At 43.5% G+C, this 16,235-nt stretch carries 12 protein-coding genes; 2 read left to right on the forward strand and 10 right to left on the reverse strand.

Going from position 1 to position 16,235, the window contains the following annotated elements:
• Positions 1–3: 3 nt before the first annotated feature.
• Genes ACXZ1K_RS06835 through ACXZ1K_RS06850 form a run of 4 tightly spaced genes read right to left on the reverse strand, consistent with a single transcriptional unit; the run spans position 4 to position 4,216 of the window.
• On the reverse strand, positions 4–1,431 hold the full coding sequence (locus tag ACXZ1K_RS06835) for a Gfo/Idh/MocA family protein (RefSeq protein WP_458972638.1): 1,428 nt from the start codon (positions 1,429–1,431) through the stop codon (positions 4–6).
• A gap of 25 nt (positions 1,432–1,456) precedes the next feature.
• On the reverse strand, positions 1,457–1,981 hold the full coding sequence (locus tag ACXZ1K_RS06840) for a c-type cytochrome (protein ID WP_458972639.1): 525 nt from the start codon (positions 1,979–1,981) through the stop codon (positions 1,457–1,459).
• Positions 1,982–1,993: 12 nt separating this feature from the next.
• Positions 1,994–3,049, reverse strand: a complete 1,056-nt coding sequence (locus ACXZ1K_RS06845) for a sugar phosphate isomerase/epimerase family protein (RefSeq protein ID WP_458972640.1) — start codon at positions 3,047–3,049, stop codon at positions 1,994–1,996.
• Between the two features lie 6 nt (positions 3,050–3,055).
• Entirely contained in the window at positions 3,056–4,216 is a 1,161-nt protein-coding gene (locus ACXZ1K_RS06850) for a Gfo/Idh/MocA family protein (RefSeq protein WP_458972641.1), read from the reverse strand.
• Between the two features lie 398 nt (positions 4,217–4,614).
• On the opposite strand from ACXZ1K_RS06850, the gene ACXZ1K_RS06855 reads away from it, so the two are divergent.
• Together ACXZ1K_RS06855 and ACXZ1K_RS06860 are read left to right on the forward strand one after the other, a co-directional pair.
• Positions 4,615–5,559 carry an NAD-dependent epimerase/dehydratase family protein gene (locus tag ACXZ1K_RS06855; RefSeq protein WP_458972642.1) on the forward strand — a complete coding sequence of 315 codons (945 nt, stop codon included), beginning with the start codon at positions 4,615–4,617 and terminating at the stop codon, positions 5,557–5,559.
• Positions 5,560–5,673: 114 nt separating this feature from the next.
• A complete protein-coding gene (locus ACXZ1K_RS06860; RefSeq protein ID WP_458972643.1) occupies positions 5,674–6,402 on the forward strand; it encodes a YebC/PmpR family DNA-binding transcriptional regulator in 729 nt (242 codons plus the stop codon).
• On the opposite strand, the gene ACXZ1K_RS06865 is transcribed toward ACXZ1K_RS06860, so the two are convergent.
• From ACXZ1K_RS06865 to ACXZ1K_RS06890, 6 genes are all read right to left on the reverse strand, one after another.
• On the reverse strand, positions 6,403–7,188 hold the full coding sequence (locus ACXZ1K_RS06865; RefSeq protein WP_458972644.1) for a carboxylesterase family protein: 786 nt from the start codon (positions 7,186–7,188) through the stop codon (positions 6,403–6,405). It abuts the gene before it with no gap.
• A gap of 35 nt (positions 7,189–7,223) precedes the next feature.
• Positions 7,224–7,880, reverse strand: a complete 657-nt coding sequence (locus tag ACXZ1K_RS06870; protein WP_458972645.1) for a GDSL-type esterase/lipase family protein — start codon at positions 7,878–7,880, stop codon at positions 7,224–7,226.
• Positions 7,881–7,909: 29 nt separating this feature from the next.
• On the reverse strand, positions 7,910–10,210 hold the full coding sequence (gene bglX / locus ACXZ1K_RS06875; protein WP_458972646.1) for a beta-glucosidase BglX: 2,301 nt from the start codon (positions 10,208–10,210) through the stop codon (positions 7,910–7,912).
• Positions 10,211–10,213: 3 nt separating this feature from the next.
• Positions 10,214–11,557, reverse strand: a complete 1,344-nt coding sequence (locus ACXZ1K_RS06880; RefSeq protein WP_458972647.1) for a glucoamylase family protein — start codon at positions 11,555–11,557, stop codon at positions 10,214–10,216.
• Positions 11,558–11,619: 62 nt separating this feature from the next.
• The gene (locus ACXZ1K_RS06885) at positions 11,620–13,101 is read right to left on the reverse strand and encodes a RagB/SusD family nutrient uptake outer membrane protein (protein WP_458972648.1); all 1,482 of its coding nucleotides are present in this window, start codon (positions 13,099–13,101) and stop codon (positions 11,620–11,622) included.
• Positions 13,102–13,112: 11 nt separating this feature from the next.
• Entirely contained in the window at positions 13,113–16,124 is a 3,012-nt protein-coding gene (locus ACXZ1K_RS06890; protein ID WP_458972649.1) for a SusC/RagA family TonB-linked outer membrane protein, read from the reverse strand.
• Positions 16,125–16,235: the final 111 nt, after the last annotated feature.

Raw genomic sequence — 16,235 nt, forward strand, 5'->3', positions numbered from 1 at the left:
AATTTATTTATTGTTAAGATTCCAACCCTCACGATATTCGCGTTTCACATATTGGTTTACGCTGTCAAAATTGGTTACTTTCATATTGATGTTATCCCACAGCAATTTGATGTGACCGCCTTTAAGGTCGTAACCACGAACTGCAAGATTTGCCATTAATAAAGCTTCAGTAAGTGGTCCTGCTTTATCGAACGAAGAACTTAGCTCAGTTTTACCATATCCGGCTATTGCACCCTCTACCCATTGTGCGTAATGGCCGTCAGCTCCGCCCGGAACACGAGCCCATTTTTGCTTAACTTTTGCATCTTTAGTGCGCGAAGTAGGCAATAATAGTGGATCGTTAGAGTAAGTGCTGGCGATCATTTTACCTTTTGTACCGATGAACAATGAACCGTTTCCATCGTCACCAAATCTTTCATTGGCTTCTAATTCAATTGGTCTTTCCGGCTGAATACCACCGTCCATCCAATGTAGTGTAATGTCTCCTTTTGTTTTATCTGTTTTAGGGAAAGTCATAGTAATGTGGCTTGATGGAGGACAGCTTTCAGGGAAAACTCCTTTCTTAAATTCATCAACATATACACTTCCTACTGTTGCCTGTACGTCTTTTACATATTGTAGTCCAAGAACCCTGAAAGGTGCTTCGATTAGGTGACATCCCATATCTCCTAATGCGCCTGTTCCATAATCCCACCATCCGCGCCAGTTAAACGGCACCAATTTGTCTACGTAGTCTTTTTTAGGGGCAGTACCTAACCAAAGGTCCCAGTCCAGTTCTTTTGGAATCTCTGCTTTTGTGTTGGGCCAAGCGATACCTTGTGGCCATACTGGTCTGTTAGTCCAGCAATATACAGTATGTACATCTCCGATTAGATTAGCATCATACCATTCAGATAATAATCTAGTTCCATCGTTAGATGCACCCTGGTTACCCATTTGGGTGACAACTTTATATTGTTTAGCCGCATTGGTCAATAAGCGTGCTTCAAAAAGATCGTGGGTTAAAGGTTTTTGTACATACACATGCTTGCCCAATTGCATGGCATGGTAAGCAATAATAGCATGGTTATGATCTGGTGTTGAAACAGACACTGCATCAAAATTCTTATGTTCCTTATCATACATTTCACGCCAATCTTTGTAGTACTTGGCTTTCGGGAAATTTTTACGGGTAGTAGCTGCTCTTCTGTCGTCTACATCACATAAAAATCCGATATCTGCTTTTCCGCTTTTAGCGAACATCGCGATATCTGATTCTCCTTTACCACCAGCACCAACACCGGCCACAATTAACCTGTCGCTTGGCGCAAGAAAACCTGGTCCACCTAAAACATGTCGCGGAACGATCATGAATGCAGATGCTGCAATAGCGGTTGTTTTTAGAAAACTACGTCTTGAGGCAGCCTCCTGGTCTTTTTTGATTTCTTCCATTGTTTATTTTGGTTAGGTTACGAAATTATTTCTTCAGTGATAGGATGTATTTTACCATTTCCTTGGCATCAGATTTACTTACTGCCGGATGCGGACTCATCGGAACATCTCCCCATACACCGGCACCTCCAGCAATGATTTTATCGGCAAGATGATCAATGTCAGCCGCAGTGTATTTCGCAGCTACATTAACGTATGCCGGACCAACGATTTTGTTTTTAACGCTGTGACAAGCAAGGCAATCAGATTTCTTGATTAAGGCCTCTCCTGGAAGTTCTGCCGTAGCAGCAACCGCTGCAGCTTTCACTGGTTCAGCTTTTACCGCTGGTTCAGGTGTTGTTGCCGCTGCAACAACCGGAGCATCCGTTTTCGGTGCTGCCGTTGTGGTCGCAGAATCAGTTGCTGCTGAGTCCGCCGCCATAGGTGCTGGTGCATTTAAGCCTAACTTTGCAGAATCTGCTGATGCTTTCATAGCAGCCCGCTCTTCGGGACTATGGCAGGATGCCCAGGTCAGGGCCAGGCAACCTAAAATTAGAAGTGATTTCTTCATTTGTGTATTTGTTTATAAACCTAAAATTTTATTGTTAAAATCGTGATCGCCACCTCCAGAGGATGCGAAATCATCAAATGCCCTATCGGTCACTTTAATGATGTGCTTTTTAATAAACTCTGAACCCTCGCGGGCGCCAACCTGGGCATCTTTAATAGAACATTCCCATTCCATAACTGCCCAGCCTTTATAATCGTACTGTGCCAGTTTACTGAAAATGGTTCCAAAGTCTACTTGTCCGTCTCCCGGAGAACGGTACCTGCCGGCACGGTTTGCCCAGCTTTGGTATCCTCCAAATGTTCCTTGTTTACCTGTCGGGTTAAATTCTGAATCCTTTACATGGAACGCTTTGATGCGTTCATGGTAAAAATCAATATACTGGATGTAGTCCAATTGCTGTAACACAAAGTGTGATGGATCATACAACAAACACGCACGCGGGTGGTTATTTACTTTTTCCAGGAACATTTCATAAGTGATGCCATCAAAGAGATCTTCACCAGGGTGGATCTCATAGCATACGTCAACTCCGCATTCATCAAAAACATTTAGGATCGGCGTCCATCTTTTCGCAAGCTCTGTAAAGCCTGTATCAACCAAACCCTCCGGGCGCTGTGGCCAGGGGTGAAACATGTGCCATAACAAAGAGCCGCTAAAAGTGGCATGTGCATTCAGCCCAAGATTTTGTGAAGCTTTAGCCGCATATTTCATTTGCTGCACCGCCCATTCCTGTCTTGCTTTTGGGTTATTCTTATATTGGTCTGGTGCAAAAGCATCAAACGCAAGGTCGTATGCCGGGTTAACTGCTACAAGCTGGCCTTGAAGGTGTGTTGAAAGCTCAGTGATCTCTAAACCGTATGATCTTACTTTGCCTGTAAGTTCATCCGCGTAGGTTTTACTTTCTGCCGCTTTTTGAAGGTCAATAAATCGTGGGTCTAGCGTGGGTACTTGTATCCCTTTAAAGCCAAGACTTGCCGCCCATTCGCAAATCGAATCTAATGAATTGAACGGTGCCTCATCGCCAATAAACTGGGCTAAAAATACCGCAGGTCCTTTAATTGTTGTCATCCTTATTTATACTTTAAAATCAAACCATTTTTGGTCAGACTGGCTTGACGCCACTACATTGTCAATAAATGCCATACCCCTAACACCATCTTCCACTTTCGGGAAATCCAGCATCGCTTCAGTAGGAGTAGTTCCATGGATCTTCGCTGATAATGTTAACGCAAAATTGCGGTAGATATTTGCAAATGCTTCCAGATAACCTTCAGGGTGTCCGCCCGGTACACGCGTGTTGTGTTTCGCTGCATCAGAAAGATAAGCTTGTCCGGCACGGTAAACCTGTGCAGGCTGGTCAAGCCATTTTACCAACAAAGTATTCGGCTCCATCTGGTGCCATTCTAATCCACCCTTTTCTCCATAAACTCTTATTTTTAACGCATTTTCTTCACCAGCAGCAACTTGGGAAGCAGATAAGACACCGCTCGCGCCGTTATCAAATTTCAACAATACGTTTCCATCGTCATCTAAGCCGCGACCTTCCACTACAATATTCAGGTCTGCGCATAGCTTGCTGATCTTTAAACCAGAAATGTATTCTGCCAACTGAGCAGCATGCGTGCCTATATCACCCATACATCCGCTTTTACCGCTTTTCTTTGGGTCAGTACGCCATGCAGCACCCGCATTGCCCTCTCTTTCAGTCAAGGTACTCAACCATCCTTGGGGATACTCAACCATCACCTTTCTAACTTTGCCTAAAACGCCGTCTTTCACCATTTGTCTGGCTTGTTTAACCATTGGGTAGCCAGAATAAGTATGGGTAAGGCATAAAAGCAGTCCGGTTTCTTCAACTTTTTGCTGTAATTGTTTTGCTTCTTCTAACGATAGTGCGATTGGCTTTTCGATCACCACATTAAAACCATGGTCCAGCGCCAGCATTGCTGGTCCGAAATGCGCAAAATTAGGGGTAACGATGGTTACAAAATCTATGCGCTGATCAGCAGGAAGCTTGCTTTCCTTTTCGATCATTTCCTCGTAGGTGAGGTAAATGCGCTCTTCAGGAAGAAAAAGCATTTCGCCAGATTCCCTGGCTACTTCCGGGTTGATACTTAAGGCTCCGCAGCAAAATTCTACTTGCCCGTCAATGTTTGCAGCGATACGGTGAACAGCTCCGATAAATGCATCTTTACCTCCGCCTACCATACCCATTCTAATTTTTCTCGTTTTCATTAACTTAAATTGTTACTGGTTTTATTACTAATGCACAGAACAAGAGGCTACCAATGCGCCGGCCACACACCGATTAATGCAGTATATGTATTTAACACTGTAAGGTCTTTTGGTGGACAATTCATATTTGGCGGTTTGGTGACATAGTTGTGTGCTAAATGTCTTTCGTTTTGTAATATTAAGAAAAAATAAATAGTTAGTGTTCTAAATACACAATTTAAGTAAAAATATAATGTTTTTGTTACCTATACCCTTTATTGTGCCTTTCAAGTGCTTAAAGGCCTATATCAGCTGCACTTTATTTATTTTCATATAATTGCCCTACAGATTTGTATTCCTAAAAAGATTTTAAAGAGCTTTGTTTCATTTTTATAACTTTGCCCAATTCAAGAAAAAACATGGTTGAAAAAATTATAGTATTAGGCTCAAACGGACAGATCGGCACCGAGCTTGTAACCGCCCTTCGAAAAACCTATGGCGAAAGTAACGTGGTGGCCTGCGATATCCGACGCCCGGATTACGACATCAAGAATTCCGGGCCATTTGAGTTTGTCAACGTGCTGGAAAAGGAAACCCTAAATAGCCTCTTTAATAAATACAAACCAACTCAGGTTTACCTACTTGCTGCGCTATTGTCGGCTACCGGCGAACAGAATCCAAAACTGGCATGGGATTTAAATATGAATGGCTTATTGAATATTCTTGATCTCGCTATTACCTATAAAACAGCAAAAGTATACTGGCCAAGTTCAATAGCCGTTTTCGGACCTAATTCGCCCAAAGACCATACGCCGCAGTTTTGTGTAATGGATCCGAATACTGTTTACGGGATCAGCAAGCTGGCAGGCGAACGCTGGTGTGAATATTACAATCAGAAATTTGGATTGGATGTGAGGAGTATCCGTTATCCTGGATTGATCAGTTGGAAGGCTGCGCCTGGTGGTGGTACTACTGATTATGCCATCCATATTTTTCATGAGGCATTAAAAAAGGGAAGTTATGCTTCTTTTTTAAATGCAGAGACAGAATTGCCGATGATGTATATGGATGATGCCATTCGCGGCACCATAGAATTAATGGACGCACCATCTGAGCAGATTGCCATTCGTTCCAGTTATAACTTTACAGGGGTAAGTTTCACGCCGGAAGTGCTAGCCGCTGAGATCAGAAAACATATTCCTGAATTTACATTAACTTACAATGAAAATGATCCAAGGCAGCTCATTGCGAATAGCTGGCCGAGGTCGATTGATGATCGTGTTGCAAGTGCCAACTGGGGATGGAAGCCTGAGTTTGATCTTGCAAAAATGACAAGTGATATGTTAAAGAATTTAAAAAAATAGGAGGTAGTATGAAGTAGTTAGTATTTGGGCAGGGAGCGAACCTACCCGATGTACTAACCACTGGCTTCTAACTACTGATATCTAACATCTAAATACTAACTACTAAATACTACAATGGGAAGAGCATTTGAGTTCCGTAAAGAAAGGAAATTTAAACGTTGGGCCAAGATGGCCGTTCAATTTACCCGCATAGGTAAAGATATCGTTATGGCCGTTAAAGAGAATGGGCCGCATCCGGAAACCAATTCACGTTTGCGTACCGCCATTCAAAACGCTAAGGCTGTAAATATGCCTAAGGATCGTGTTGATGCTGCTATTAAGAGAGCTTCAGATAAAAGCATGGCCAACTATGAAGAGATCGTTTATGAAGGTTATGCCCCTCATGGTGTCGCAATTCTTGTAGAGACGGCTACTGACAATACCAATCGTACCGTTGCCAATGTTCGTAGTTATTTTAATAAGACCAGTGGCACTTTGGGTAAGACCGGCTCCCTTGATTTTGTATTCAACAGGAAATCTATATTCAGGTTTGTGCCAACTGATGCGATTGATTTGGAAGAATTGGAGTTTGAATTGATTGATGCCGGATTGGATGAGCTTTATGTAGAAGCTGATGAAGATGGAAATGATATCGCTGTAGCACAGGGTGCTTTCGAAAACTTCGGTTCATTGCAAAAAGCATTAGAAGAGAAGGGGATTGAATTAAAAAGTTCGAAACTGGAGCGTATCGCATTGTCTCATCATGAAGTAAGTGAAGAACAAGCTGCAGATGTATTAAAACTGATTGATAAGCTAGAGGAAGACGACGATGTCCAGGCCGTATACCACAACATGGCAGAATAATTATTTGTGATTAGCAAACAGCCATTGCAATAGCCCGGGTTCTTTAAATGCAGAATCCCAGCTATTGTGATTGTCGTTAACATACAGCGTCATCTTGGGCTTTACGCCGAGAACTACTAACTGATCGGCAATAGCTTTTGATAATCCCACGGGTACCACATCATCTTTTTCTCCATGAAAGATCCATAAAGGGATCTTTTTGTATTTCTGTACGTTTGCAATATTGTCGCCCCCGCAGATCGCAAAAGCTGCGGCAAATGTCTTCCGCTTGCGCCTCAGCAATTCATAAGTGCCCATTCCACCCATAGAAAGGCCGCCAACATACACACGCTTTTTATCTACAAAAGGTTTGTCCAGAAAATTGTCAATCATACCCAATAAGGCATGCATGGATTTGGTAGGCTTACCACCTGAAGCAAATATACGGTCTGCACTCACATTTAAGCCTGATTTTAGGTCAGCATTGGCCCAAAAGCTATCGCTGCTACATTGTGGGAATACAACTATTGCCGGAAACCGGCGGCGGTTGTCTTCCTGAAGAAACAGTTTACCACCGTGTGTAAGCTGGCTGTTGTTGTCGTTTCCCCTTTCTCCGGAGCCGTGCAGAAAGAATACGATGGGATATTTCTTTGCGGGATCAAAATTTAAAGGAAACAGGATCCTGTAATAGATACTGTCTTTACCCTTTATAAAATTTCCTTTATCAAATTTGCTTAAATCCTGTGCAGTACTGCTCAGCGTACTGAATAGGAATAAAGCAGCGCCAATCAATTTCAAAGGAGTCATTTGCGGATTGATTTAGTATATATAAGAGAATCTAACTATTTCTTTTTCAGATACGGCGTGATTGCTTTTGCCCAAATCTCGTAGCCTTTCGGTTTCATATGCAGCATATCCGACTGGAAAAGTTCCAGTCTGTTATTGCCATTCTCGTCTAGCATTTTAGAGGTAACGTCTACAAAACTTGCATTTTTTTGCTTGGCAATGTATGCCTTTATGGACGCATTTGCTGTTAAAACTACATCAGAAAACTTGGACCTCGATGGACTCAGTTTCATGGATACATAAGTAATGGTCGCTTTTGGTAAGCCTTTACGTACGTTTGTAAAAAACGTAACAAAGCGGTTATAGGTATCCTCTGCATTGACACCGGCCGCCACATCGTTTTCCCCGCTATAGATCACCACTTGTCTGGGCTTATACTTCAATACCAATTCCTGGATATAATCATTTGCAGAAACCAGGTCCGATCCGCCAAAGCCCCGGTTTATGGCATCATAGCTTTTAAACGTTTCCTCCAGGTCTTTCCACATCCTTAGGGATGAACTGCCTACAAATACAATCCCATTTTTAGGAGGCATCGCAATACTGTCACTTTTTTTGAACGCAGATATCTCGTCCCAGAATGGCTTGTTTTGCCCGTAAGCAGCGGTAGAAAGTAGTAATAATATCAATAAAGGTTTGATTAGATTATACATTGATAAGAAATTTTAGTCAAGATACTGTTTTACAATATCAAACTGAAACTTGTTTCCAGCACATCTCTTGAATTTCCGCCAACATATACTTTGAAGTCGCCTGGCTCTGCAACAAACTTCAGATCACTATTGTAAAATTTTAAATCTTCCACACTGATCTTGAAGGTCAGTGTTTTCGTTTCTCCTGCCTTCAAACTGATCTTTTGAAATCCTTTCAGCTGTTTTACCGGGCGGGTAGTGCTCCCAACTAAATCCTGAAGATATAGTTGTACCACTTCCTGACCTTCAACAGTTCCTGTATTGCTCACACTGATGTTCACATTCAAATTGCCACCTGCTTTCAGCTTATTGCTGCTCAATTGAAGGTTACTGTATTTAAACGTGGTATAGCTCAAGCCGAAACCGAAAGGGTAGAGGGGCTCATTGCTTACATCCAGGTAATTGGAGCGAAACTTAGAGAACCACATGCCTTCTTTTAGTGGTCTTCCTGTGTTTTTATGACTATAATACAGCGGAATCTGCCCAACGTTTTGTGGAAATGTAGTGGTCAGTTTACCAGATGGATTGACATCGCCAAACAATACATCTGTAATGGCAGCACCAGCTTCAGTACCACCAAACCATGCATCAAGTATGGCAGGTACGTTCTGGTTTTCCCAGTTCAACACTAGCGGCCTTCCGCTAAATAAAACCAGCACCACCGGTTTTCCGGTTTTTAATAATGCTTCTAGTAACCTCTTTTGCACTTCAGGTATTTCCAGGTTTGTCCTGCTGGAAGCTTCACCACTCATTTCAGAGCTTTCGCCAAGCGCGGCAACTATTACATCAGCTTTTTTGGCGATGGAAACAGCCTCCTTTATGATGTCCTCTTCCGGGCGGCTGTCCCTGGGGATATCTCTTCCAAACATGGTTGCCCTTTTTTGGTAGGCAGTGTCGCCAACCAGGTTGGCACCCAGGCTGTGCAGTATTTTAACTTTATCGCCCAGGATAGTTTGCATGCTCTCCAACAAGGATTTGGTATTGGCCAGATCACTGTTCACACTCCAGGTGCCTGGCATGTTAGTGCCAGTGTTCGCAAGCGGCCCAATTAGTGCTACTGTTCCAGCCTTTTTAAGTGGCAGTGTTTGGTTTTCATTTTTTAACAGTACGAAAGATTGCCCGGCCGCTTTACGTGCAAATTGCAGGTTCTCCGGTGTCAGGATCTCCTTTTTTGCACGTTCTTCATTGCAATACCTAAATGGATCCTCAAAAAGCCCAAGTTTGTATTTCGCTTCCAACACCAGTCGACAGGCATTGTCTATTTGTGTTTGTTTTACTTTTCCTTCTTTCAATGATTTTTTGAGAGTGGTTAAAAATCCTTCACCAACCATGTCCATCTCTACGCCAGCGTTCAGCGATAAAGCGGATACGGTCTTGAGGTCGCCCAACCCATGGTCTATCAGTTCGTTCACGGCTGTATAGTCGGTTACCACAAAGCCTTTAAATCCCCATTGCTTACGCAACAGGTCTGTCATTAGCCATTTATTTGCAGTTGCCGGAACACCGTTGATGTCGTTGAATGAGGTCATTACACTTCCTGCACCGGCATCTACAGCCGCTTTGTATGGTGGCAGGTAATCATTATACATACGGTCCATACTCATATCTGTGGTATTGTAATCCCTGCCGGCTTCAGCTGCACCGTAAAGGGCAAAATGTTTTACACAGGCCATCATCGTATTGTATTTCGATAGGTCGTCGCCCTGGTAGCCTTTTACCATTGCCTTAGCAATCTGGGTTCCCAAATAAGTATCTTCTCCAGATCCTTCAGAAATCCTGCCCCAGCGGGGATCTCTGGAAATATCAACCATAGGTGAGAAAGTCCAATTTAATCCGTCTGCAGTCGCTTCGGTCGCGGCGATCCTTGCTGTTTGCTGGATCAACGACATGTCCCAGGTGCAGGATAAAGCTAACGGAATAGGGAAAGTTGTTTTATAGCCATGGATCACATCCTGACCAAAAATTATTGGGATTTTTAATCGGGTATGGTTAACCGCAATTTCTTGCGCTTTTCTAATCCTCGCCGGCGTGGTCATACTAAAAATACCGCCTACTTGTCCGTTCTTTATTTTTGCTTCCACATTCGTACTCACCGCGGAACCTGTCGTGGCTTCGCCGCCGGTGAGCAGGTTTAGCTGACCGATTTTCTCATCTATGGTCATTTTGCTGAGCAGATTGTTGATGAAGGTATTCATCTTTTGATCGGCAGCTGGCACAGTTTTCTTTTGCTGGGCCATAGCAGTCAGGGAAGTCAAGAGTAGGGCAAGTATAAGAAGAGGGGTAGTTTTCATGTATTATTTTTTTAAAATAGGTGATTCAAAACCGAGCTTGCTTAAGCCGGCCTGGATATCAGGGTTACTCATAAAGAGTTTCCAGAGCAATCCGCTCCTGTAATTTTCAATCATCACAATGATGGGGCCCTGGTCTATTGCCAGGTGTGATTTTGCATACCAGTTGTGCTCTTCACTAAAGGCATCTACAAAACCGTACTTGCTCCAAATCTTGTCGCCCAGGTCAAAGTAGAAATGTTTAAGCGCCTTCATCGAGAATTCGGGGGTGTAAGGGAAAGCAGAAAGTGCGGCAGTCGGGCTAATCACACCAAGGTCTTCCGAGGGGGAATGTGCTGCATATCCCTGCCAACTGTCGCTGGCAGTCAATCCCCAGCTATTCGCGCCATATCCTTTGTAATTTTTAGGATTTGCCAATACATAAGCACGGTTAATCAGGGTATGGTTCCTGTTTTGTTCCCAATAGTCGGCATACTGGTCCTTCAGCCCACGTGGGTCCAACCCTAAAAAGGAATACTGGGAAAAGAAAAGCGGACCGCCACTATCAAATCCCAATGGGAGTTTATAACCGTAAAATTCTTTGCCATTTTTAAAGAAATTACTTTGGGCCCAACCCCTGTGGTAAACTGCAGCAGGAACGGAATATCTTTTAGCAGATGCCGCCAATACATAAGTGATCAGGCATTCATTATAACCGCGAAGCGGGAAGTTCATCGCCCACCCATTATTCGGACTCCAATGCCAGTACAATACTTCTTCTCCTCCTTTTGTAAACCAATCCCATTCTATTTCATCCCATAATCCAGAGATTCGTCCGCGCAGTTCATTCTCAATCGGGTTGTCTGCATTGAAATATTGTTTTGCAGTTAGTAATCCTTGGAATAAGTAAGAAGATTCTACCAGGTCTGCCCCGTCGTCCTTCCTGCTAAAGGGAATGGTCTTACCGGATTGCCCGTTTAACCAATGCGGAAATACACCATGGTAAGCATCTGCTTTGCCTAAAAACTTCACCATTTTGAGCAGGAATCGGGATGCACTGTCGCGCGCGATCCAATGCCTGTCGGCCGCTACTACAACAGCCATTATCCCAAAACCAGTACCACCCGTTGTGGTTACTTCATCCCCGTAACCAAAAGAAGCATTGCTGCGCTCCCTGGCCATACCACTTACCGGATGGGCAAAATCCCAAAAGTAGCGAAAGGTCTGTTTTTGTACCAGATCGAGTAATTGATCATCGGTCAGGTTCTTCCTTATTTTCAGGTTCGGGTCCAGACTATTGTTTTTTTGTTGTGTGCAGGCTACTTGTGTTGCCAGTACCATTACCAGAAAAGTCAATATGTATTTTACCATGTGCTTTGATTCATAGAAGTTGCCGGTTGTGTACCGGCAACTTCTAAAGTAATTAAAATGAATTAATTATATCCTGGGTTCTGGGTAAGTAAGCCCCCGCTTTGATCAATTTCTGTAGAAGGGATAGGCCATACCTCATTCTTATTTGCTTTCCAGCCTTTCGGACCGAAAACTTCCAGTCCGCGACCCTGACGGATCACATCAAAATAACGGTCAGACTCCATGGCCAGTTCTACCTGGCGCTCGTGCCATATCGCGTTACGCAATGCAAGTTTCTCACTAGTAGTCACATCCGGCAAGATTGCCGCATTGCCGCCCCTGGCACGTGCCCTTACTTTGTTTAGAGATGTTTTAGCAAGTGTAGCATCACCAAGCTCGTTGGCTGCTTCTGCATTCATCAGCAAAATGTCTGCAAATCTCAGTACACGCACATTTTGTTGCGCACCCTCGTTAAAGCCAGAAACATATTGAGAAAATGGAACATATGATTTTTGATTGTAACGCTCATTTGGTACCGTATTTGGAATCACGTCACCCTCTGGGGTGGTTTCTCCTCTGAATATGATGGTGGCATCTCTTCTTGGATCTCCTGCTTCAAAAGCATTGGCCAATGCTTCAGATGGCGTGTTGAAACCCCAACCTCCACCGGATACGCCGGCAACACCCTGCACCTGGCTGTATTGTGAGTTTGACGCATCACCGTTGCCCGCAACCAATTCGCACTGTACTTCAAATAAGGATTCTACGCTGTTTTCATTTTGTGTCCTAAATCCTTTCTCAAAATCTCCAAATAAGTTATAGCCCATTCCAATCACCTGGTTGGTGTAGGTCAGCACGTCACTCCATTTCGCTTGATACATCGCTACTTTAGCGTGAAGTCCTATGGCTGCACCTTTTGTCGCTCTGCCCAAATCTGTACTTCCATAAGAAGCTGGAAGTACCGCTGCCGCATCGGTCAGGTCTTTCTCAATTTGAGCGTAAACAGCTGATTTATCAGATTGAGGCATGTTATATTCTGTGGCATCTTTTGGCACATGCAGGCGCAACACTACTCTGCCATAAGCGCGAACTAGCCGAAAATAGGAGTAAGCCCTTACAAATTTAGCTTCTGCCAGGTAACGGGATTTTAAGGCCTCGTCCATAGTAATGTTAGGAACATTGTCCAATACCTGATTACAAAGGTTAATGTTCTGGTATTGACCCGTCCAGAAATCCTGCAACGCACCTTGCGTAGAGGTCACGGTAAAAGTATCATAAAGATTAAAGAAGGTGGCATCAGTTGGCGTACTGCCTTTATCTGCCTCATCAGAACCTGTACTTTCAATGCAAATCGCATTAAAGGCCACATTGTTCCAGCTCCTAAGTTGTGCATAGATGGCATTTACGCCTTTAAGAGCATCATCTTGTGTCTTCCAGAATTCAACTGCAGGCTGCTGTGCCTGTGGTGGAACATCGAGGAAACTTTTCTTGCAGGAGGCGGTTAATAACAACACGCAAAGCGCTGCTGCGGTAAAGCCCGACTGTATATTTATAGTTGTTTTCATGTTAAATTCGATTAAAATGTTACGTTAACCCCAAAGTTGTAAGTTGCATAGAGCGGGTACACATTGGTGTCTATCCCGGCGTTCGTTGGTGTTCCACCTACTTCCGGACTAAAGCCTTTATATCCAAATAAGTTCAGCGCATTTTGTGCGTTAAGGAACACCCTAAGCTTTTGCATTTTCCATTTAGAGGTTAGGGATTGTGCCAGTGTATAACCCAACTGCACATTTCTAAGCCTGATATAATCTCCTTTTTCTACATAAAAGGAGTTGGGTGCGTTATTCAATCCGCTTGCCAAACTAGCAGAGGCATAAGTGTTTGAAGATCCGGCACCAGTCCAGCGGTTTTTAATGAAATCAGCGGTATAATTTTCATTACCAAAACGATTGCTCAGATTGGCATTGAAAACATCAACTCCTGCAACACCTTGGATATCTAATGTCAAATCAAAGCTCTTGTAACCAAAATTAGTATTCAACCCGTAACTGAATTTAGGATTAGGATTACCCAGTACCACACGGTCGCGAAGATCGATTGTTCCATCTCCGTTGATGTCGGCGTATTTAAAATCACCTGCTTTAAAACTGTTATTTGTCCAGGTATTTGCTTCCGCCTGTGTCTGGAATATTCCATCTACTTTGTAGCCAAAGAATTCACCAATCGGCCTATTGTTCACCGTCCTGGTAGAGATATAACCGCTTGTAATACCTGCGCCACCTTTATAGATTGGGTTGGCTCCAGAGGCTACGTTTGTTACTTTGTTTTCATTGATCCCAATATTTCCACTAATGGAATAGGTTAGTCCGCCTTTTGTCTTGTCAGCCCAAGTAGCTAAAAATTCAAATCCGTGGTTTTGTATATCGGCCTGATTGGCGATAATTGTGCTGTTTGTTGTACCGATGCTCCCTAGTACCGGAATGTCAAAAATAGCCTGTTCAGTTTTTCTGTTGTAATAATCCGCTTCTACGCTCAACCTGTTGCTCAGGAAGCCCATTTCCAGACCTACATCAGTTCCTGCACTGCGCTCCCACAGTAATGAGGGAGGCACAACGCTGCGGATACTCGCACCAGTGTATGGATTGCCGCCAAAAATAGCAATTAGCGAAGCTGATTGATCTACAGTTAAGGTAGATGGATTAAACGGCACGCCCGCATTACCTACCTTACCCCAGCTACCTCTTAATTTCAGGTTGCTGAACAATTGCTGGTCTTTCATGAAATCTTCATTACTGATCACCCATCCGGCACCAATAGAAGGGAAGTTAGACCAGGTACTGCCTGTACCAAAGAATTGCGAGGCACCGTCTCTTCTCAAGGAAGCATTTAACAGGTACCTGTTTTTGAAGGAATAGTTAACTCTTCCAAAATACGAAGCAAAAGTGCTTAATTTTCCTGCATCCAGTACACTGCGTGTTGCAGCATCACCGAGGGCCAGATAAAGATCGCTTTCAGAACTGAAAGGAACGCCCTGTGCTTCTGCATTAATGGTATATTGTTTCACACGCTGTGCTGTTTGGCCCACTAAAACAGTCAGACTATGGTCGTCCCATTTCTTATCAAAGTTCAATGTGTTTTCAATGATCCAGTTGCGGTCTTCCACACGGTCGATGTCCAGTTTGGTAATGGTGCTTTGCTGCGTATTGCTGGCTTTGTATTTAGGTACGTAGCCACGCACTTCTTCCTGACCAAAATCACCGCCTAAGCTGGTTCTGAAGGTAAAGTTCTGGAACAGCTTAAGCTCGGCAAAAACGTTACCGGTTACTTTATACTTGCTGGTCGTCTGGTTAAAATAATCCAGCGTGGCCTGCGGGTTCATGTTACTTCCGTTGCCCAGGTTATAATCATTAGGATCACCGTACGTTCCATCTGCCTTGAACACTGGTACCACAGGAGATGCTGCATAAAGTGCTCTGAAAATGCTCGCTGGCGCATCTTTTGAATTGCTTGCCGTTGCGGTTACATTATATCCCACTTTTAGTGCTTCAAAAATCTGGAAGTCGTTGGACAAACGTGCAGTGTAGCGCTTGTAATTATTTTTCTTAACGATACCGTCCTGATTCAAATAGCCCAATGATAAGTTGTAGGTGGATTTTTCAGAACCGCCACTTACTGAAAGCTGGTGATTGGTCACTATCGCATCCCTAAGGATTTGATCGTACCAATTAGTTCCTGTGCCAAGATCGGTGCTGGCAAATAAAGGCGCTTGGCCTTGTAAAGCGTAAGCCTCATTTACTGCCGTTGCATACTCACTGGCATTGGCCATTTTAACCATATTGGTCACACTTTGTATTCCGAAGGATCCATTGTAATTGATGGTGGCATCTCCCTTCTTACCTTTTGTTGTGGTTACCAACACAACGCCATTGGCAGCACGGATTCCATAAATAGACTGACTGGAAGCATCTTTCAAAATACTGATGCTCGCAATGTCTGCCGGGTTTAGGAAGTTGATGTTGTCATACCATACGCCATCCACTACATACAATGCGCCAGTATTGCCATAAATGGTGCTTGTACCGCGAATGGTTAGCTGAGGAGTTCCGCCAGGTGTACCTACGTTAGTGATCGATAAGCCCGCTACTTTCCCCTGTAATGCACTTACCGGGTTTAGTGAAGCTTGTTTAGAGATATCCTCACCTTTTACAGTAGCTACCGAACCGGTAACATCCAATTTTCTTTGGGTACCATAACCTACTACTACCACCTGCTCCAGTTGAGCAGCAGATTGAGATAATGCCGTATTGATGGTGGTTTGACTATTTACCGGCACTTCATTTAGCGTATAGCCTATATAAGTAAATACCAGTGTAGCGTTTGCGGGCGCGTTAATGCTATAAGCGCCATTTGCAGTTGTTGTTGTTCCTATCTTCGTTCCTTTTATCAATATGCCAACACCTGGCAGCGGACTCTTATCTGATGCGTCCGTAACCACACCAGACACAGTAATGTTTTGTGCCGATGCTGTGTTTATAAATAGAAAGCATAAAAAAGAAAAAACAGAAAACTTTGTAAGACTTCGTTTCATACGTTTAGTTATTTTTAGTTAGTTAAATGTCCATACACTATTTAAGCAATGCAAAAAAGTGGCCTTCACATTACTACATCACCATAAAAACTAGTTGTTATCAAGTTGTTA

The organism is Pedobacter jaeyakensis, assembly GCF_054461315.1.

Coding starts and splice junctions, on each gene's coding strand:
- ACXZ1K_RS06835 (WP_458972638.1), bottom strand. CDS start 1,431: ATGGAAGAAATCAAAAAAGACCAGGAGGCTGCCTCAAGACGTAGTTTT.
- ACXZ1K_RS06840 (WP_458972639.1), bottom strand. CDS start 1,981: ATGAAGAAATCACTTCTAATTTTAGGTTGCCTGGCCCTGACCTGGGCA.
- ACXZ1K_RS06845 (WP_458972640.1), bottom strand. CDS start 3,049: ATGACAACAATTAAAGGACCTGCGGTATTTTTAGCCCAGTTTATTGGC.
- ACXZ1K_RS06850 (WP_458972641.1), bottom strand. CDS start 4,216: ATGAAAACGAGAAAAATTAGAATGGGTATGGTAGGCGGAGGTAAAGAT.
- ACXZ1K_RS06855 (WP_458972642.1), top strand. CDS start 4,615: ATGGTTGAAAAAATTATAGTATTAGGCTCAAACGGACAGATCGGCACC.
- ACXZ1K_RS06860 (WP_458972643.1), top strand. CDS start 5,674: ATGGGAAGAGCATTTGAGTTCCGTAAAGAAAGGAAATTTAAACGTTGG.
- ACXZ1K_RS06865 (WP_458972644.1), bottom strand. CDS start 7,188: ATGACTCCTTTGAAATTGATTGGCGCTGCTTTATTCCTATTCAGTACG.
- ACXZ1K_RS06870 (WP_458972645.1), bottom strand. CDS start 7,880: ATGTATAATCTAATCAAACCTTTATTGATATTATTACTACTTTCTACC.
- bglX (WP_458972646.1), bottom strand. CDS start 10,210: ATGAAAACTACCCCTCTTCTTATACTTGCCCTACTCTTGACTTCCCTG.
- ACXZ1K_RS06880 (WP_458972647.1), bottom strand. CDS start 11,557: ATGGTAAAATACATATTGACTTTTCTGGTAATGGTACTGGCAACACAA.
- ACXZ1K_RS06885 (WP_458972648.1), bottom strand. CDS start 13,101: ATGAAAACAACTATAAATATACAGTCGGGCTTTACCGCAGCAGCGCTT.
- ACXZ1K_RS06890 (WP_458972649.1), bottom strand. CDS start 16,124: ATGAAACGAAGTCTTACAAAGTTTTCTGTTTTTTCTTTTTTATGCTTT.